Here is an 18,908-nt window from a genome sequence, read left to right on the forward strand (position 1 = left end):
ACGAGAAAAACTGGCTTGAATCCATAATCAAAAAGCAAACTAGGAAGCTAGCCGTAAGCTGTACTTGAGTACGGTAAGGCGACGCTGACGTGGTTTGAATTTGATTTTCGAAGAGTATTACTGCCCTTCATTTCTTATTAGCTGACTTTATGATATAATGAAAAACGAGGTAAATTGAATGAAAAGTATAAAATTAAATGCTCTATCTTACATGGGAATTCGTGTCTTGAATATTATTTTTCCCATCTTAACTGGAACCTACGTCGCGCGTGTCTTGGACCGAACTGACTATGGTTACTTCAACTCAGTCGACACTATTTTGTCATTTTTCTTACCCTTTGCGACTTATGGGGTCTATAACTACGGTTTACGAGCCATCAGTAATGTCAAGGATAACAAAAAAGATCTGAATAGAACCTTCTCCAGTCTTTTTTATTTGTGCATAGCTTGTACAATTTTGACCACTGCGGTCTATATCCTAGCCTATCCTCTCTTCTTTACAGATAATCCAATCGTCAAAAAGGTCTACCTTGTTATGGGGATTCAACTCATTGCCCAGATTTTTTCAATCGAATGGGTCAATGAAGCTCTGGAAAATTATAGTTTTCTCTTTTACAAAACTGCCTTCATCCGTATCCTGATGCTGGTCTCTATTTTCCTGTTTGTCAAAAATGAACACGATATTGTTGTCTATACACTTGTGATGAGTTTATCGACACTGATTAACTATCTGATTAGTTATTTTTGGATTAAAAGAGACATTAAGCTTGTTAAAATTCACATCAGTGATTTTAAACCGCTCTTTCTCCCTCTGACAGCCATGTTGGTCTTTGCTAATGCCAATATGCTCTTCACTTTTTTGGATCGTCTCTTCCTCGTTAAAACAGGGATTGATGTCAACGTTAGTTACTACACCATAGCTCAACGAATTGTGACCGTTATTGCTGGTGTTGTAACAGGAGCTATCGGAGTGAGTGTGCCTCGTCTTAGTTACTATCTAGGAAAAGGCGATAAGGAAGCCTATGTTTCTCTGGTTAATAGAGGTAGTCGAATCTTTAACTTCTTTATCATTCCACTGAGCTTTGGACTCATGGTTTTAGGACCAAATGCCATCCTACTTTACGGTAGTGAAAAATATATCGGAGGTGGCATCTTGACCTCTCTCTTCGCTTTTCGTACGATTATCCTGGCCTTAGATACCATTCTTGGTTCCCAAATTCTCTTTACCAATGGCTATGAAAAACGTATCACAGTCTATACAGTCTTTGCTGGGCTACTCAATTTGGGCTTAAATAGTCTCCTCTTTTTCAACCATATCGTGGCTCCTGAATACTACTTACTGACAACTATGTTATCAGAGGCCTCTCTACTTGTTTTCTATATCATTTTCATCCATAGAAAACAACTTATTCACTTGGGACATATCTTTAGCTATACTGTTCGATACTCTCTCTTTTCACTTTCTTTCGTAGGAATTTATTTCCTGATCAATTTCTTGTATCCTGTGGATATGGTCATTAATTTGCCATTTTTGATGAATACTGGTTTGATTGTCTTGCTATCAGCTATCTCTTATATTGGTCTACTTGTCTTCACAAAAGATAGCATTTTCTATGAATTTTTAAACCATGTCCTAGCCTTAAAAAATAAATTCAAAAGATCATAGGAGTTTAAAATGAAACAACTAACCATTGAAGATGCCAAACAAATTGAATTAGAAATTTTGGATTATATTGATACTCTCTGTAAAAAGCACAATATCAACTATATTATTAACTACGGTACTCTGATTGGGGCGGTTCGACATCAAGGCTTTATTCCTTGGGACGACGATATTGATCTGTCCATGCCTAGAGAAGACTACCAACGATTTATTAACATTTTTCAAAAGGAAAAAAGCAAGTATAAGCTCCTTTCCTTAGAAACTGATAAGAACTACTTTAACAACTTTATCAAGATAACCGACAGTACGACTAAAATTATTGATACTCGAAATACAAAAACCTATGAGTCTGGTATCTTTATCGATATTTTCCCTATAGATCGCTTTGATGATCCTAAGGTCATTGATACTTGTTATAAACTGGAAAGCTTCAAACTGCTGTCTTTCAGTAAACATAAAAATATTGTCTATAAGGATAGCCTTTTAAAAGATTGGATACGAACAGCCTTTTGGTTGCTCCTTCGACCGGTTTCTCCTCGTTATTTCGCACATAAAATCGAGAAAGAAATTCAAAAATATAGTCGTGAAAATGGTCAGTATATGGCTTTTATCCCTTCTAAATTTAAGGAAAAGGAAGTCTTCCCAAGTGGTACCTTCGATAAAATAATTGATTTACCCTTTGAAAATTTAAGCCTTCCAGCACCTGAAAAATTTGATACTATTTTGACACAATTTTATGGAGATTATATGACCCTACCACCAGCAGAAAAACGCTTCTACAGTCATGAATTTCACGCTTATAAATTGGAGGATTAGGATGCAATATTTAGAAAAAAAAGAAATTAAAGAAATTCAACTAGCTCTGCTAGACTATATTGATGAGACTTGTAAGAAACATGATATTCCTTATTTTCTCAGTTATGGAACCATGCTTGGAGCCATCCGCCACAAAGGTATGATTCCTTGGGATGATGATATTGATATTTCCCTTTATCGTGAGGATTATGAGCGTTTACTGAAGATTATTGAAGAAGAAAATCACCCTCGCTACAAGGTTCTTTCCTACGATACATCTTCTTGGTACTTCCATAATTTCGCATCGATTTTGGACACTTCTACTGTTATAGAAGACCATGTTAAGTACAAGCGTCATGATACCAGCCTTTTCATCGATGTCTTCCCAATTGATCGATTTACAGACTTGAGCATTGTCGACAAGAGCTATAAGTATGTGGCTCTTCGTCAACTAGCTTATATCAAAAAATCACGAGCAGTTCACGGTGATAGCAAATTAAAAGATTTTCTTAGATTATGTAGCTGGTATGCCCTCCGAGTGGTCAATCCCCGTTACTTTTACAAGAAAATTGATCAGCTAGTCAAAAATGCTACAACCAACTCTCCTCAATATGAAGGAGGAATTGGGATCGGTAAGGAAGGGATGAAAGAAATCTTCCCAGTTGATACCTTTAAAGAACTGATTTTGACTGAGTTTGAAGGTCGTATGTTGCCCGTCCCTAAAAAATATGATCAATTTTTAACCCAGATGTATGGGGATTATATGACACCACCATCAAAGGAAATGCAAGAATGGTATAGTCATAGTATTAAAGCTTATCGCAAAAACTGATTGAGGGCAATTATACAAAGTATTGAGTGAGACTTGGAAAAAACTCAATTGCAGGAAAAAATGAAGTAAGTCCCCCACAACAAAACGCATAATATCAAGGTTTTCATTCAACACCTGATATTATGCGTTTTCCTTATCTTCTTAAAGATTTTTTGTCCAACTTATTTTCCTATTTATACTCTTCGAAAATCTCTTCAAACCGTGTCAGCTTAACCTTGCCGTACTCAAGTACAGCCTGCGGCTAGCTTCCTAGTTTGCTCTTTGATTTTCATTGGGTATTAAATAGCTTCTGTAACAAAACTACGGCTTTCCAATACTTTGAGCATGGCGTTAGCTGTATCTATGGCTGTGAAGAGGGGCACCCCGTGTTCAATAGCTGAACGGCGGATTTGCTCACCATCTTCGTCAGCAGTTCGTTTGGTTCCAACTGTATTAATGATAGCTTGGATTCTTCCTTTACGAACAAAGCTTGGAATATCCTTATCGTCATCACCAATCTTACCAACAGGTTGGGATTGCAATCCATGACTGGCAAAGAAGGCTGCTGTCCCTTCTGTCGCAAGGATTCCATAGCCAATATTTTGGAAACGACGAGCCAAGTCCAAGGCTTCTTCTTTGGCATCATCAGCGATGGTAAATACAACGTTACCAAAAGTTGGCAAGTGTAAGTAAGAAGCTTCAAAAGCCTTATAGAGAGCTTTTTCTAAAGTCGTATCAGAACCCATAACTTCCCCTGTTGACTTCATTTCAGGACCAAGTAAGCTGTCTACCTTAGCTAGTTTGGTAAAGGAGAAGACAGGTGCCTTGATATGAACGCGGGTACTTTCAGGGTAAAGTCCATCTTGGTAGCCAAGTTCTTCAAGTTTTTGACCAAGAATGAGCTTGGTTGCTACTTGAGCCATAGGGATATTGGTTACCTTAGAAAGGAATGGCACCGTACGGCTAGCACGTGGATTGACCTCAATAACGTAGACTTTTTCATCCTTGATGACAAACTGAATGTTCATCATACCAAGACAGTTAAGGCCGATTGCTAAGCGTTTAGTATAGTCTGCGATTGTTTCTTGCACCTTTTGCGACAAGGTTTGTGGTGGGTAAACGGCCATTGAGTCACCTGAGTGGACACCGGCACGTTCGATATGCTCCATGATACCAGGAATGAGGACATTTTCCCCGTCTGAAATGGCATCAACTTCACACTCTTGTCCGACGATATAAGAGTCAACAAGGACTGGATGGTCAGGACTAGCCTTAACCGCTGTACGCATGTAAGAACGAAGATCTTCTTCGTTTTCAACGATTTCCATGGCACGTCCACCAAGTACATAAGATGGGCGGACAAGAACTGGGAAGCCAATCTTGCGAGCTGCAAGAGCTGCTTCTTCTTCATTGGTAGCCGTTTGTCCTGGTGGCTGTGGAATATCCAATTCTTTAAGAGCTTGCTCGAAGAGGTCACGGTCTTCGGCACGGTCTAGGTCAGCAACCTGTGTACCAAGGATGGTCACACCTGCTTTTGCCAATGGCTCCGCAAGGTTGATGGCTGTTTGACCACCGAACTGAACAATAACTCCTTTTGGTTGCTCCAAGTCGATGACATTCATAACATCTTCGAATGTCAATGGCTCAAAGTAAAGCTTGTCTGATACAGAGAAGTCTGTTGAAACGGTCTCTGGATTTGAATTCATGATGATGGCTTCATAGCCAGCCGCCTGAATAGCCTTAACTGAATGAACAGTTGCGTAGTCAAACTCGACCCCTTGACCGATACGGATTGGACCAGAACCTAGAACTAGAACGGATTCCTTATCAGACTTGATAGACTCGTTTTCCCAACCATAGGTTGAATAGAAGTATGGTGTTTCAGAGTCAAACTCTGCCGCACAAGTATCGACCATCTTGTAGACTGGGACAATCTTATTTTCTAAACGAAGTTGGCGAACTTGGTCAGCTGTCGTTTCCCAAAGTTCAGCAATCTTACGGTCTGAAAATCCATTGAGTTTGGCAGTTTTCAAAACGTCTAAATCTTGTGGATGAGCGCCCAATTCTTGCTCAATTTCAAAGATATGCAAGAGTTTATCAAGATAGAAGATATCAATCTTAGTCAATTCAGCAATTTCTTCTGGTGTATAACCGCGGCGAATGGCTTCTGATACATAGAAGAGACGGTCATCCTGGGCTTTGACTACTTTTTCAATCAAGGCATCATCAGAAACTGATGCAAGTTCAGGCATTTCATTGTGGTGCACCCCAATTTCAAGGGAACGACAAGCTTTAAGGAGAGATTCCTCGATGTTACGACCAATTGCCATGACTTCTCCAGTCGCCTTCATCTGAGTACCAAGACGGCGCTCACCCTTTTCAAACTTGTCAAATGGGAAACGTGGAATCTTGGCAACAACGTAGTCAAGGGCTGGCTCAAACATGGCATAGGTTGAACCCGTGACTGGGTTAATAACCTCATCCAAGGTCAAACCGACGGCAATCTTAGCAGCCAATTTGGCAATTGGGTAACCTGTCGCCTTAGAAGCAAGGGCTGACGAACGCGATACACGAGGGTTTACTTCGATGACATAGTACTTGAAGCTGTGGGGATCAAGGGCTAGCTGAACGTTACATCCCCCTTCAATCTTGAGGGCACGAATGATGCTCAAGCTCGCGTCACGTAGCATTTGGTTTTCATAGTCTGACATGGTTTGCGCAGGAGCAAATACGATGGAATCCCCTGTGTGAATCCCAACTGGGTCAAAGTTTTCCATGTTACAAACAACCAAAGCATTGTCAGCTGAGTCACGCATGACTTCGTATTCGATTTCCTTGAAGCCAGCAATCGAACGCTCAATCAAACATTGGGTGACAGGTGACAATTTCAACCCATTTTCAGCGATTTCACGCAATTCTTCCTCGTTGGCACACATACCACCACCAGTACCACCAAGGGTAAAGGCTGGACGAACGATAACTGGGTAACCAATTGTCGCTGCAAAGGCAACTGCTTCTTCGACTGTGTTGACAATTTCAGATTCTGGAATTGGTTGGTTGAGCTCTTCCATCAATTGTTTAAAGAGGTCACGATCCTCCGCTTGGTCAATAGCAGATAATTTAGTTCCCAGAAGCTCAACACCAAGCTCATCAAGGATACCATTTTTAGACAATTCCATGGCCATATTAAGACCAGTTTGCCCACCGAGTGTTGGTAGCAAGGCATCTGGACGTTCCTTACGAAGAATACGAGTCACAAACTCAAGTGTAATCGGTTCAATATAAACCTTGTCCGCAATCTCCTTGTCCGTCATGATGGTTGCAGGGTTTGAATTAACCAAAACCACCTCATAACCTTCCTCTTTCAAAGACAAGCAAGCCTGGGTCCCAGCGTAGTCAAACTCAGCAGCTTGACCAATAATAATCGGACCAGAACCAATCACCATAATTTTTTGAATATCAGTACGTTTAGGCATAGTTTATGATACAAAGCCCGTAAAGAACACAGTGAAAATAGGAAACTCGGTGCAGACGCCTTCAGCGTCAAGACGATGTTTATCTTTTTCACACAGTTCTTAGGGCGTGTTCACTTCCGCGAACAATGTATCTTCTCCTTTCTATTCGTCGCCTCACAGGGCGACATTAAATAAATTCTCCGACGAGCTTTTACTCGTTCTTAGTTTGATTGTTTAAAAGCTTCCATCATCTCGATAAACTCGTCGAATAGGTAGCTTGCGTCGTGTGGACCAGGTGCTGCGTCTGGGTGGTATTGAACAGAGAAAGCAGGTTGGTATCTGTGACGCACACCTTCAACTGACTTGTCATTGATTTCTTCGTGGGTGATAATCAAGTGCTCTGGCAAATCCTCACGGCTAACTGCATAACCATGGTTTTGACTTGTAAAATCCACACGTCCTGTAGCAATTTCACGTACCGCGTGGTTAAATCCACGGTGACCAAACTTCATCTTGTAAGTCTTTGCTCCGTTTGCCATTGCAAAGAGTTGATGCCCCATACAAATACCAAAGATTGGAATCTTTCCTTGCACGCCTCGAATCATATCGAGTGCCTGTGGAACATCTTCTGGGTTACCTGGACCGTTTGACAACATCACTCCGTCAGGATTGAGATGGAGAATTTCTTCAGCCGTTGTCGAATAAGGAACAACCGTCACGTTACAATTACGCTTAGAAAGTTCACGTAGAATTGAGTGCTTGAGACCAAAGTCCACTAGCACCACGCTCAAACCAACTCCTGGAGCTGGATAGGATGTTTTAGTAGAAACCTGTTTGATATTGTCTGTCGGCAAGACTGTTGCTTGGAGCTGGTCCGTCACATGGTCCATACTGTCCCCAACATGGGTCAAGGTTGCACGCATGGTACCATGCTTACGAATAATCTTGGTAAGAGCACGCGTATCAATCCCTGAAATACCCGGAATTTTCTTGGCTTTCAAAAATTCATCCAAGGTCATTTGGTTGCGCCAGTTACTAGCTCTACGTGCTTCTTCGAAAACAACAACTCCCTTACAAGTTGGAATAATGGATTCGTAATCATCACGGTTAATTCCATAATTTCCCACCAAAGGATAAGTAAAGGTCAAGATTTGTCCATTATAAGACTGGTCTGTAATGGATTCTTGGTAGCCGGTCATCCCTGTATTAAAGACAATTTCACCAGTTACATCAATATCTGCTCCGAAGGCCTTACCTTCAAAAACTGTGCCATCTTCTAATACTAGAAGTCTTTTTATCATATTTTCACCTCTCGTGGACGCTCACTGGCGTCTTTTAACGTCTTGTGTTTTAGTTGGCATTTCTACTCGCCAGTACGGATTCTAAGATTGCCATTCGAACAAAGACACCATTGGTCATTTGTTGGGCAATCCGTGATTTTGGTGCTTCAACCAAGTAATCTGCGATTTCTACATCACGATTGACTGGAGCTGGGTGCATGAGGATTGCTGTTTCTTTCAAACGGTCATAACGTTCTTGAGTCAAGCCATGTTGGGCATGGTAGTCTTCTTTTGAAAAGACAGCTCCACTATTATGGCGTTCATGTTGCACACGGAGAAACATCATAACATCCACCTGATCAATGATTTCATCAATGGCTACAAACTGTCCATAGTCTGCAAACTCTTGACTTCTCCATTCCTCAGGTCCAGCAAAGTAAAGTTCAGCTCCCAAGCGTTTCAAAATCTGCATATTGGATTTGGCAACGCGTGAGTGGTCCAAGTCACCTGCAATCGCAACCTTGAGACCCTCAAAGTGGCCAAATTCCTCATAAATAGTCATCAAATCAAGCAAGCTCTGGCTAGGATGTTGTCCCGAACCATCTCCACCATTGATGATGGAAGTCGTAATCGTGGGACTAGCAATTAACTCTCTATAGTAGTCAACCTCAGGGTGGCGAATCACACAGACATCCACTCCTAAAGCAGACAGAGTCAAAATGGTATCATAAAGTGTCTCACCCTTATTGACTGAACTAGTCTTCACATCAAAGTCAAGTCGTTCCAGCCCCAGTTTAATCTCTGCCACTTCAAAGGACTTATGCGTCCGTGTAGAATCCTCAAAGAAAAGATTGGAAACAATCGGGTGGTTTTCATAAGGAAGCTGAGCTCCGTTTTTAAACTCAATCCCTCGTTTGATCAATTTCATGACTTGATCGACAGTGAGGTCTTCCATGGACACCACATGGTTCAATGCTTGTTGATTTTCTGACATGGCCACTCCTTTAGCTTTCTAAGCTTCTTCAGTAATCAGAACTCTGTCTTGACCATCAAGTTCTGCCATCTCTACGATGATTTCTTCAGAACGACTAGTTGGGATATTTTTTCCAACGTAATCTGGACGGATTGGCAATTCTCTATGTCCACGATCAACTAGCACCGCAAGACTCACGCGCGCAGGACGACCATGACCTACAATATTATCAATAGCAGCACGGATGGTACGACCTGTATAAAGCACATCATCCACCAAGATAACTTCACGGTCTGTCACATCGACAGAAACCAAAGAAGTATCTTCTCCACTTTTAACATCATCACGGAAAGGTTTAGTATCCAATTCCACAACAGGAACTGAAAGATTTTCTAGCTGTTCCAAACGTTCTTGGATTCGGTGGGCGATAAAGACACCACGAGTTTTAATACCAGCCAAGACGATCTTATTCAAATCTTTGTTGCGTTCGATAATCTCATAAGTAATACGCGTAATCGCTCGTTTGACGGTCAATTCGTCTACAACTTCTTTTGTCTTCATGACAAACCTCCAAAAAGAAAAGTCTCCTTAAACAAGGAGACTTGAAATGTATAGCCAAGCAAGCCCTACTGCACACAGTATAGACTTCACCCTTCTACTTTATCGCGCTCCTTGCCTGCCTCACGGGACAGGTTTAAAGGAATATTTAATTATCAATTACTATAGCACAAAGCGAGCCTAAAATCAAGCAAAAACTTTTGAAACCCTATCTTACAAATTGCTAAAGTCATATAACTGTGGGTACTGGTCACACTCTGGATTTTTAGGATGACAAATGGCTCTTCCAAAATAAATCATGGCCTGATGAGCTGCTAACCACTGCTCAGGCGGCAAGATATCCATGACCCGCTTTTCCACCTCAAGTGGTGTCGCTGATTTTTTGACAATATCGTGGTGTTTGCAAATACGCTCCACATGAGTATCCACTGCAAAAGCTGGAATCCCAAAGCCCACACTCATGACAACATTGGCTGTCTTGCGACCAACACCTGCCAAACTCTCTAATTCCTCACGTGTCTGAGGGACTTGACCATCAAAATCATCTAGTAACTGTTGGGCACATTTTTTAAGGAATTTAGCCTTATTTCGATACAGTCCCAGGCGAGAAATGTGTGAAGCAATCTCACTCTCTGTCGCAACAGACATGGCTTGTGGCGTTGGAAAGGCAGCAAAGAGACCTGGTGTGGCCTTATTTACCGCTGCATCCGTTGTCTGTGCTGACAACATGACCGCAACCAAGAGTTCAAAATGATTGGTAAAATCAAGACTGGGTTTGGCATCTGGAAACAGAGCAATGATTTCTTCTAGCACCTTTCGTGCGCGTTTTTTTGACAAGACCATTATTCGTCTCCGTCAAATAGTCCTTGTAAGCCAGCAAAAGGACTGTTTTCTTCTTTCTTAACTGCCTGTTGGGCTTGGTATTCTTCTTCTGTCATGATTTGCCAGTCATTTCCTGAAACAAATCCTTGACCAGCCTCTTCTTCAGCCGTCAAAACCTTGATAGGAATGTTTAATAGGATATTGTCTGACACGCTCTCAGCAAGGTCCAGTTCTCCATTTTCGATTGGCAAGACCAAATCATCGTCTAAAACTTCCTGATCTAGTTGGTTAGTTGCACCTTCCATGAAAACTTCCGTTACTGGATAAGATTCAACTAACTCAACTGGCTCCATACTGCGACTTGAAGCAAGAACAATGGTATAAGATAGTTGATAATCTAAGAAATACATATGGTCTTCGTACTGTACTTTCCCAACTGCAAGAATATCTTTTACATCTAAAATTTCTTGATTGCGTGCACGCAGGTCTGCGGCTAGATCTAAGGTTTGTTCAAAATGCAAGCCTTCAGACTGCTTACGAATTTCTTGAATATTTAATTTCATACTTCCTCCATAAAGATTTACTCTCTTGATTATACCATGAAAAGTCTACAAATCAACCCACCAAACTTTGTAATTAACATTCAAGTTTTTAATATATCCACTATGATATTTTGTTTTTTAGTTCTATACTACATCAGAGCAAGGAGGATGCCCCTATGGAAGACAAAGAACTCGGTACTAATGCTTATCACTCGTATTTTAGAGCTTGGAATTTCCAGTTTTCTGTTGACAAAATTTCCTTAAAAGTATAGTATAAAGATACCAATACTCGGAGGTAAGGGAGACATGAACAACTAAGCCTATCAAATAAAAAACCTTTATTTAGTAGATCTTGTTTTTGTCTCTTTTTGTGTACTCTTTTATGCTCTTTTTCTGGCATTTTATACTCAATGAAAATCAAAGAGCAAACTAGGAAGCTAGCCGTAGGTTGCTCAAAACACTGTTTTGAGGTTGTAGATAAGACTGACGAAGTCAGTCACATATATACGGTAAGGCGACGCTGACGTGGTTTGAAGAGATTTTCGAAGAGTATTAATAGAGTTTTTTTGACATAGACTTTGGGCTCTACTAGGTAAAGTAGAGCTTTTTGTTATGTAGTATCAACATTCTAGAAAGGGCAATCATATGATAAAAATCAATCACCTGACCATCACACAAAACAAAGATTTACGAGACCTTGTCTCTGACCTCAGCATGACCATCCAAGACAGGGAAAAGGTCGCTATTATTGGTGAAGAAGGAAATGGCAAATCCACCTTACTTAAAATTTTAATGGGGGAAACTTTGCCTGATTTCACTATCGGGGGAGACATTCAATCTGATTATCAATCAATAGCCTACATTCCTCAAAAACTTCCTGAGGACCTGAAAAATAGAACTCTACACGACTACTTCTTTTTAGATACTATTGATTTAGATTACAGTGTCCTCTATCGTTTAGCTGAGGAATTGCATTTTGATAGCAATCGTTTCGCAAGCGACCAAGAGATTGGTAGTCTATCAGGGGGTGAAGCTTTGAAAATTCAGCTCATCCATGAGTTAGCCAAACCTTTTGAGATTCTATTTTTAGATGAACCTTCAAATGACTTGGATCTTGAGACGGTTGATTGGCTAAAAGGTCAAATGCGCAAGATTCGGCAAACCGTTATTTTCATTTCCCATGATGAGGACTTTCTTTCTGAAACGGCAGACACTATTGTTCACTTGCGACTGGTCAAGCACCGTAAAGAAGCAGAAACACTAGTAGAGCATTTAGACTATGATAGTTATAGTGAGCAGAGAAAGGCTAATTTTGCCAGACAAACCCAGCAAGCAGCCAACGACCAAAGAGCCTACGATAAAACCATGGAAAAACATCAACGAGTTAAACAAAATGTAGAAACTGCTCTTCGAGCTACCAAAGACAGTACTGCCGGTCGCCTATTGGCTAAAAAGATGAAAACTGTCCTCTCACAAGAAAAACGCTACGAAAGAGCAGCTCAGGCCATGACCCAAAAGCCACTTGAAGAGGAAGAAATCAGACTTTTCTTCTCAGATATACAGCCATTACCGGTCTCTAAAGTCTTAATCCAACTGGAAAAAGAAAATTTGTCCATTGACGACCGTGTTTTGGCTCAGGAACTACAACTAACTGTCCGTGGACAAGAAAAAATCGGTATCATCGGCCCAAATGGTATGGGGAAATCAACTCTGTTAGCCAAATTAAAGCAACTTCTTAATGATAAAAGAGAGATTTCGCTTGGTTTTATGCCACAAGATTACCACAAAAAACTGCAATTAGATTTATCACCAATAGCCTATCTAAGCAAAACTGGGGAAAAAGAGGAACTACAGAAAATCCAATCTCACTTAGCCAGTCTCAATTTCAGTTATCCAGAAATGCAGCATCAAATTCGCTCCTTATCTGGCGGGCAACAGGGTAAACTCCTGCTTTTGGATTTAGTCTTGCGCAAATCAAACTTTCTCCTGCTGGATGAACCTACACAAAACTTTTCTCCCACTTCTCAACCCCAAATCAGAAAACTCTTTGCCACCTATCCTGGTGGTCTCATCACTGTTTCGCATGACCGTCGTTTCTTAAAAGAAGTTTGCTCAATCATCTATCGCATAACAGAACACGGTTTGGAGGTAGTTAATTTAGAAGATGTATAAATTTGTAACATAGCAGATAGGTGGGGCAAAAACACAATTTTAGGAGAAAAAGAAGTAAATCTTCCCATAATAAAACGCATAATATCAAGTTTTCACACCTGATATTATGCGTTTTTCAGATTTTAAAGACTTTTTCCAGCCTTCATTTTACATATGTTTTAAACGTTCAATCCGTTCTGAGATAGGTGGGTGGGTATAAAAGAGTTTTTTGAACCCTCCCCCTTTCTTAGGATCATTGATATAAAGTGCACTGCTAGCATCATCGACGTGGCGACTCATAGGTTTGCTATTGTCCAACTTATCTAGGGCATTAATCATTCCCTGGGGATTGCGAGTCAGCTCGACACTAGATGCATCTGCCAGAAATTCCCTCTGACGAGAAATAGCGAGCTGAACCAAGGTTGCAGCGAGAGGTGCCAGTACAATAGCTAGTAGGGAAACCACTAGCATAATGATTTCAAGACCATTTCCATCTCGGTCATCATCACTTCGTCTGCGACCTGCGCCACCCCACCACATCATACGACCTGCCATACCAGAAAGCATGGTGATAGCACTAGCAAGGGCAACTGCAATAGTCGAAATACGGATATCATAATTACGAATATGACTGACTTCATGTCCCATAACAGCTTCTAGTTCTTCACGATTCATGATAGCTAGTAGACCTGAAGTCGCAGCAACAGCCGCATTTTGAGGATTAGAACCTGTCGCAAAGGCATTTAAGGCTGGATCATCAATGATGAAAACACGGGGCATAGGAATCTGAGCGACCAGAGCCATATCTTCCACTACATGGTAGAGGTCTGGTGCCGTTTGCTCATCCACCTCACGCGCTCCATTCATGGACATGACAATCTCTGTCGATTGAAAAATCATAGACAAAGCGTAGATAAAGCCGATAATCAGTGCGATAACCAAACCACCAAGTCCAGATCTTATAAAGAGATAACCAACCGCATAACCAACAAGAGCTAAGAGTAGGAAAAATACCAGCAACAAAATCCAGGTTTTTCGTTTATTGCTTGCAATTTGATCAAACAACATCTTAGTCACCTAAACCGCTAAAATCAACTTTAGGAACCGACTTTTCCTCTTCAGGTGTTTGAAGGAAATCTGCCGCTTTAAATCCAAACATTCCAGCGATAATATTGCTCGGGAAAGTTTCTAATTTTACATTGTAGTTGCTGACAACACTGTTATAGAGTTGACGAGAGTAAGAAATTTTATTTTCTGTGTTTGTCAACTCCTCTTGCAATTTAACAAAGTTATCACTAGCTTTCAAATCTGGATAGCTTTCTGCAACTGCAAAAATACCTGAAACCTGACGAGTGAGGGCATCACTGGCTTTCATAGCTTCTGCTGGTGAAGTCGCTGCCGCCACTTGGTTACGTAGTTCTGCCACCTTTTCAAGGGTAGAACCTTCATATTTGGCATAACCTTTTACAGTCTCAATCAAGTTTGGCAAGAGGTCATTTCGACGTTTCAACTGAACATCAATCTGACTCCAAGCCTCCTTGGTTTGCATACGATTTTTAACCAAACCGTTATAGCTAACAATCACAAAAATAACAATAAGAGCGATAACTCCAAGAATAATCCAAGTCATGATATAAGTCCTTTCTACTTTTAGATTAGTACCAGTATATCAAATTTTTAATGATTGTGGTAAAATAAGATGATACTAAAGAAGGAAATAACTATGAAACCAAAAACATTTTACAACTTGCTTGCCGAGCAGAATCTTCCACTTTCGGACCAGCAAAAAGAACAATTTGAACGTTATTTTGAGCTCTTGGTCGAGTGGAATGAGAAGATTAATTTGACGGCGATTACGGACAAGGAAGAAGTTTATCTCAAACATTTTTACGATTCGATTGCACCCATTTTTCAAGGTTTGATTCCCAATGAAAATATCAAATTGCTTGATATCGGGGCTGGGGCAGGATTTCCTAGTCTACCAATGAAAATTCTCTATCCGGAGTTAGATGTGACCATTATTGATTCACTCAATAAGCGCATCAACTTCCTACAACTCTTGGCTCAAGAACTGGATTTGAACGGAGTTCATTTCTACCACGGACGTGCCGAAGATTTTGCCCAAGACAAGAACTTCCGTGCTCAATATGATTTTGTAACAGCTCGTGCGGTTGCCCGTATGCAGGTCCTATCTGAATTGACTATTCCCTACCTTAAGGTTGGTGGAAAACTATTGGCACTCAAGGCCAGCAATGCGCCTGAGGAGTTGTTAGAAGCTAAGAATGCCCTCAATCTCCTTTTTAGTAAAGTCGAAGACAATCTCAGCTACGCCCTACCAAATAGAGATCCGCGTTACATCACAGTGGTAGAAAAGAAAAAAGAAACACCAAATAAATATCCACGTAAGGCTGGTATGCCAAATAAACGCCCGCTTTAAATTTTTAAGTAAAAAAATATTTACAAAATCAGCCTCGCTCTTTTATTTCTAGGCTCGGGAAAAAATGATTTACAAAATCAACCTCGCTCTCTTATTTTTAGGCTCGGGAAAAAATGATTTACAAAATCATTTTTTTCTGCTATACTATCCTAAGCAAAGGTTTTTAATGTCATCCCGTGAGGTGACGAAGACACAGAAATACTTGAAACTCTTTAAAGTTTAGATTTTAGAGAAGTCTTACTCTGAGGGCCTATTGCTGTAAAATAATGGGCTCTTTTTTGATGCCCAAAAGTGAGGTTTATATGAAACAAGAATCAACTGTTGATTTGTTACTAGACGTTGACCAACGTCCTTCAGCTGGAAAAGGAATTCTCCTTAGTTTCCAACACGTTTTCGCCATGTTTGGTGCGACCATCTTGGTACCCTTGATTTTGGGAATGCCTGTATCTGTTGCCCTTTTTGCTTCAGGTGTTGGAACACTCATCTACATGATTTCAACTGGTTTTAAAGTTCCAGTTTATCTAGGTTCTTCATTTGCTTTTATCACAGCTATGTCACTGGCTATGAAAGAAATGGGTGGGGATGTATCTGCTGCTCAAACAGGGGTTATCTTGACTGGTTTGGTCTATGTCCTTGTTGCTACCAGCATCCGATTTGTAGGAACAAAATGGATTGATAAACTCTTGCCACCAATCATCATCGGACCTATGATCATCGTTATCGGTCTTGGACTTGCAGGTTCAGCTGTTACCAACGCTGGTCTTGTAGCTGATGGAAACTGGAAAAATGCTCTTGTAGCAGTTGTTACTTTCTTGATTGCTGCCTTTATCAATACAAAGGGAAAAGGATTCCTACGAATCATTCCATTTCTCTTTGCCATTATCGGTGGTTACCTCTTCGCACTAACTCTTGGCTTGGTTGACTTTACACCAGTTCTTAAAGCTAACTGGTTTGAAATTCCTGGTTTCTACTTGCCATTTAACACAGGTGGTGCCTTTAAAGAATACAATCTTTACTTTGGTCCAGAAGCCATCGCTATCTTGCCAATCGCTATCGTAACAATTTCTGAACATATCGGAGACCATACTGTTTTGGGTCAAATCTGTGGCCGTCAATTCTTAAAAGAACCAGGTCTTCACCGTACTCTTCTTGGTGACGGTATCGCAACTTCTGTTTCTGCCTTCCTTGGTGGACCAGCCAATACAACTTACGGAGAAAATACAGGGGTTATCGGTATGACTCGTATCGCTTCTGTCTCAGTTATCCGTAACGCTGCCTTCATCGCGATTGCCCTCAGCTTCCTTGGTAAATTCACTGCCTTGATTTCAACTATTCCAAACGCTGTACTTGGTGGTATGTCAATCCTTCTCTATGGGGTTATCGCCAGCAATGGTTTGAAAGTCTTGATTAAAGAACGTGTTGATTTCGCTCAAATGCGAAACCTCATCATCGCAAGTGCTATGTTGGTTCTTGGACTTGGAGGAGCTGTCCTTAAACTTGGTCCAGTTACACTTTCAGGTACTGCTCTTTCAGCCATGACAGGAATCATCTTGAACTTGATCTTGCCATACGAAAATAAAGACTAATACTCTTCGAAAATCTCTTCAAACCACGTCAACGTCGCCTTGCCGTAGATAAGACTGACTTCGTCAGTCTTATCTACAACCTCAAAGCAGTGCTTTGAACAACCTGCGGCTAGTTTCCTAGTTTGCTCTTTGATTTTCATTGAGTATAAGAGTCTAAACATATCAAAAAACAAGCATTTCCAATTACGGAAGTGCTCATTTTTTTGATACTTAAAAGTAAGTGTATCCCCCTAACGCTGTCTAATATGTCTCCCCTATATGCATACGCTTCCACTCAGAGAACTCTACCTTGAACAGTTCAGGGGCTTTTTTAGCATTGTTATAAACTATAATATAGTAACCTTCCTTATTCCAAAACTTTCCTAAAATCTCAGCGTCTTCCAGCTCTGCTTCATAATCTAATACTCATCTGCTTTCAAAAAGCATTCTATTCCATCTCCGATTAACGATGGACTTTATCACCTCCTTCTCCAGTCCTTGTATAACATCTTGAAGTTGATTCATAATATCTTCCAATATGGGCATCAACAGCTCCATAACAATAGCGAAATTCTCGTATATAGTGACTATGGACATGTGGACCTACTCCTATTGGAGCCCAACAAGATCCCAGTTTACTGATTCTACCGAAACCAGCCTCATCTTGGTACATCAAGCGAACCTTACGAAAATGCCTACTGGTTTTAAAGCGCTTTCTTGTCTTCTTGAATTGAGATTTTATTTTTAGACGCGACAATGGTTTGAGAGTCTGCTTTCTTGGGATGTTCTGGACGTGGCCTAATATTTCGCCAACCATGGCGCTTCAAGAGTTGATAAAAGTCATCACGTGTGTAGGAAGAACCTAACTCCTTTGTATAAGCCTGAAATAAGGCATCAATTGTAACAAATTCTCCTGCCTCTGCAGCCTTCAAATGACGGGCAAGAAAGGCTTTCTCTTCCTCAATTGTCATATATGCATGGTTACTACCACCACGTGTTTCTTGAAGGAGAGAGTCGAGTCCGAACTCCTCATATTTTTTTACAGTTGGTCAAATCGTTGTTTGATTACAGCCTAAAAGCTCTATAATCTCTTTATAAGATTTACCCATCAGACGAAATAGAACGATTTGAAGGCGTTTATGATATTTAGCTGTACTAGAGTCTTTTAAAAGTGTTTTGATAGCTTGGATTTCTTCTTTAGTTGATTTCATATTACTATTATATAATACTTTTTTATTTTAGCTTAGTATGAGTGTCCTTGTTCACGTCTTTCTTTTCCCACATGAAGAGAGTTCTGACGCCAACATCAAAAACCTTGGCTGCCTCGACATGGCTGTGCCCCTCTTTGATGTAATCTAATTCTCGATGTTTAAAATCTGTACTATATGCCATAGCTTTATTATAACATGCTTGTTTGAAACTAAGAAAATATCAAAACTCCATAATTGTTTTTCTAAAATACAGCTTTCAAATATCCTTAAATATAATAGACTTCCTGTGAAACAAAAATATGATACAATAAAATTATGAAGCAAGTAAACAACTAACTGATACACGATTTAAGCTCCTTGTTGCTGTTCATCGCACGACTTTTGAAGAGATGTGAGCTGTATTGAAAACAGCTTATCAAGGTAAACACGCAAAAGGGGGACGAAAACCTAAACTAAGCCTAGAATACCTTCTTATGGCGACTTCAATATGTGCGAGAATATCGAACTTATGAACAAATTGCGGCTGATTTTGGTATCCACGAAAGCAACTTAACCCATCGGAGTCAATGGGTTGAAGTAACTCTTGTTCAAAGTGGTTTTACGATTTCAAGACCTCCTCTCAGTTCTGAGGACACGGTAATGATT

General features: G+C 40.5%; 15 protein-coding genes and 3 pseudogenes. 7 read left to right on the top strand and 11 right to left on the bottom strand.

Annotated elements, in window-relative coordinates; translation table 11 throughout:
• The first annotated feature begins 178 nt into the window (after positions 1-178).
• The 3 genes from tacF to B4W83_RS09760 are packed head-to-tail and all read left to right on the top strand — an operon-like array spanning position 179 to position 3,290.
• Positions 179-1,666, top strand: coding sequence for a type IV teichoic acid flippase TacF (gene tacF / locus B4W83_RS09750; protein WP_000835909.1), 1,488 nt, complete (start codon positions 179-181; stop codon positions 1,664-1,666).
• Positions 1,667-1,675: 9 nt separating this feature from the next.
• On the top strand, positions 1,676-2,479 hold the full coding sequence (locus B4W83_RS09755) for a LicD family protein (protein WP_000811884.1): 804 nt from the start codon (positions 1,676-1,678) through the stop codon (positions 2,477-2,479).
• A 1-nt stretch (position 2,480) separates the two neighbouring features.
• Complete coding sequence (locus B4W83_RS09760; protein ID WP_001199655.1) at positions 2,481-3,290, top strand: LicD family protein; 810 nt, start codon at positions 2,481-2,483, stop codon at positions 3,288-3,290.
• Between the two features lie 278 nt (positions 3,291-3,568).
• On the opposite strand, the gene carB is transcribed toward B4W83_RS09760, so the two are convergent.
• From carB to B4W83_RS09790, 6 genes are all read right to left on the bottom strand, one after another.
• Positions 3,569-6,745, bottom strand: coding sequence for a carbamoyl-phosphate synthase large subunit (gene carB / locus B4W83_RS09765; RefSeq protein WP_001126433.1), 3,177 nt, complete (start codon positions 6,743-6,745; stop codon positions 3,569-3,571).
• A 200-nt stretch (positions 6,746-6,945) separates the two neighbouring features.
• Complete coding sequence (locus B4W83_RS09770; protein ID WP_000595946.1) at positions 6,946-8,025, bottom strand: carbamoyl phosphate synthase small subunit; 1,080 nt, start codon at positions 8,023-8,025, stop codon at positions 6,946-6,948.
• 49 nt (positions 8,026-8,074) lie between these two features.
• A complete protein-coding gene (locus B4W83_RS09775) occupies positions 8,075-8,998 on the bottom strand; it encodes an aspartate carbamoyltransferase catalytic subunit (protein WP_001293849.1) in 924 nt (307 codons plus the stop codon).
• An 18-nt stretch (positions 8,999-9,016) separates the two neighbouring features.
• A complete protein-coding gene (pyrR, locus tag B4W83_RS09780; RefSeq protein WP_000850023.1) occupies positions 9,017-9,538 on the bottom strand; it encodes a bifunctional pyr operon transcriptional regulator/uracil phosphoribosyltransferase PyrR in 522 nt (173 codons plus the stop codon).
• A 210-nt stretch (positions 9,539-9,748) separates the two neighbouring features.
• Entirely contained in the window at positions 9,749-10,378 is a 630-nt protein-coding gene (gene nth / locus B4W83_RS09785) for an endonuclease III (RefSeq protein WP_000244443.1), read from the bottom strand.
• On the bottom strand, positions 10,378-10,920 hold the full coding sequence (locus B4W83_RS09790; RefSeq protein WP_000773208.1) for a YceD family protein: 543 nt from the start codon (positions 10,918-10,920) through the stop codon (positions 10,378-10,380). Before B4W83_RS09790 ends, nth begins: the two co-directional genes overlap by 1 nt.
• A gap of 624 nt (positions 10,921-11,544) precedes the next feature.
• On the opposite strand from B4W83_RS09790, the gene B4W83_RS09800 reads away from it, so the two are divergent.
• Positions 11,545-13,071: an ATP-binding cassette domain-containing protein gene (locus tag B4W83_RS09800; RefSeq protein ID WP_000590752.1), complete on the top strand. Its 1,527-nt coding sequence runs from the start codon at positions 11,545-11,547 to the stop codon at positions 13,069-13,071.
• A gap of 147 nt (positions 13,072-13,218) precedes the next feature.
• Here the strand turns inward: B4W83_RS09800 and htpX are convergent, their stop codons facing one another.
• Complete coding sequence (gene htpX / locus B4W83_RS09805; RefSeq protein ID WP_000895727.1) at positions 13,219-14,118, bottom strand: zinc metalloprotease HtpX; 900 nt, start codon at positions 14,116-14,118, stop codon at positions 13,219-13,221.
• Position 14,119: 1 nt separating this feature from the next.
• On the bottom strand, positions 14,120-14,680 hold the full coding sequence (locus tag B4W83_RS09810; RefSeq protein WP_000219826.1) for a LemA family protein: 561 nt from the start codon (positions 14,678-14,680) through the stop codon (positions 14,120-14,122).
• A gap of 93 nt (positions 14,681-14,773) precedes the next feature.
• Between B4W83_RS09810 and rsmG the strand changes: the two genes are divergently transcribed.
• Together rsmG and B4W83_RS09820 are read left to right on the top strand one after the other, a co-directional pair.
• Positions 14,774-15,487 (top strand): 16S rRNA (guanine(527)-N(7))-methyltransferase RsmG, encoded by a 714-nt coding sequence (gene rsmG, locus B4W83_RS09815; RefSeq protein WP_000802933.1) that lies wholly within the window; start codon positions 14,774-14,776, stop codon positions 15,485-15,487.
• 302 nt (positions 15,488-15,789) lie between these two features.
• Positions 15,790-17,073, top strand: a complete 1,284-nt coding sequence (locus B4W83_RS09820) for a uracil-xanthine permease family protein (protein ID WP_000808287.1) — start codon at positions 15,790-15,792, stop codon at positions 17,071-17,073.
• On the opposite strand, the gene B4W83_RS12810 is transcribed toward B4W83_RS09820, so the two are convergent.
• The 3 genes and pseudogenes from B4W83_RS12810 to B4W83_RS09840 all read right to left on the bottom strand — a co-directional run.
• Entirely contained in the window at positions 17,070-17,213 is a 144-nt protein-coding gene (locus tag B4W83_RS12810) for a hypothetical protein (protein ID WP_007285125.1), read from the bottom strand. The genes B4W83_RS09820 and B4W83_RS12810 overlap by 4 nt on opposite strands.
• Before the next feature lie 265 nt (positions 17,214-17,478).
• A pseudogene (locus tag B4W83_RS09835) lies at positions 17,479-18,263 on the bottom strand (IS630 family transposase).
• A 41-nt stretch (positions 18,264-18,304) separates the two neighbouring features.
• Positions 18,305-18,444 (bottom strand): annotated as a pseudogene (locus B4W83_RS09840) (IS630 transposase-related protein); the annotation flags it as partial.
• Between the two features lie 130 nt (positions 18,445-18,574).
• Here B4W83_RS09840 and B4W83_RS09845 point away from each other — a divergent pair.
• Positions 18,575-18,908: pseudogene (locus B4W83_RS09845) on the top strand (helix-turn-helix domain-containing protein); the annotation flags it as partial.

The organism is Streptococcus pseudopneumoniae ATCC BAA-960 = CCUG 49455, from assembly GCF_002087075.1.
Lineage (GTDB): Bacteria > Bacillota > Bacilli > Lactobacillales > Streptococcaceae > Streptococcus > Streptococcus pseudopneumoniae.

What these genes read in the sequence shown, in the direction of transcription:
- B4W83_RS09770 (WP_000595946.1), bottom strand. Translation starts at nt 8,025, where the DNA reads ATGATAAAAAGACTTCTAGTATTAGAAGATGGCACAGTTTTTGAAGGT.
- B4W83_RS09820 (WP_000808287.1), top strand. Translation starts at nt 15,790, where the DNA reads ATGAAACAAGAATCAACTGTTGATTTGTTACTAGACGTTGACCAACGT.
- carB (WP_001126433.1), bottom strand. Translation starts at nt 6,745, where the DNA reads ATGCCTAAACGTACTGATATTCAAAAAATTATGGTGATTGGTTCTGGT.
- htpX (WP_000895727.1), bottom strand. Translation starts at nt 14,118, where the DNA reads ATGTTGTTTGATCAAATTGCAAGCAATAAACGAAAAACCTGGATTTTG.
- B4W83_RS09810 (WP_000219826.1), bottom strand. Translation starts at nt 14,680, where the DNA reads ATGACTTGGATTATTCTTGGAGTTATCGCTCTTATTGTTATTTTTGTG.
- B4W83_RS09800 (WP_000590752.1), top strand. Translation starts at nt 11,545, where the DNA reads ATGATAAAAATCAATCACCTGACCATCACACAAAACAAAGATTTACGA.
- nth (WP_000244443.1), bottom strand. Translation starts at nt 10,378, where the DNA reads ATGGTCTTGTCAAAAAAACGCGCACGAAAGGTGCTAGAAGAAATCATT.
- B4W83_RS12810 (WP_007285125.1), bottom strand. Translation starts at nt 17,213, where the DNA reads ATGAAAATCAAAGAGCAAACTAGGAAACTAGCCGCAGGTTGTTCAAAG.
- pyrR (WP_000850023.1), bottom strand. Translation starts at nt 9,538, where the DNA reads ATGAAGACAAAAGAAGTTGTAGACGAATTGACCGTCAAACGAGCGATT.
- rsmG (WP_000802933.1), top strand. Translation starts at nt 14,774, where the DNA reads ATGAAACCAAAAACATTTTACAACTTGCTTGCCGAGCAGAATCTTCCA.
- B4W83_RS09760 (WP_001199655.1), top strand. Translation starts at nt 2,481, where the DNA reads ATGCAATATTTAGAAAAAAAAGAAATTAAAGAAATTCAACTAGCTCTG.
- B4W83_RS09790 (WP_000773208.1), bottom strand. Translation starts at nt 10,920, where the DNA reads ATGAAATTAAATATTCAAGAAATTCGTAAGCAGTCTGAAGGCTTGCAT.
- B4W83_RS09755 (WP_000811884.1), top strand. Translation starts at nt 1,676, where the DNA reads ATGAAACAACTAACCATTGAAGATGCCAAACAAATTGAATTAGAAATT.
- B4W83_RS09775 (WP_001293849.1), bottom strand. Translation starts at nt 8,998, where the DNA reads ATGTCAGAAAATCAACAAGCATTGAACCATGTGGTGTCCATGGAAGAC.
- tacF (WP_000835909.1), top strand. Translation starts at nt 179, where the DNA reads ATGAAAAGTATAAAATTAAATGCTCTATCTTACATGGGAATTCGTGTC.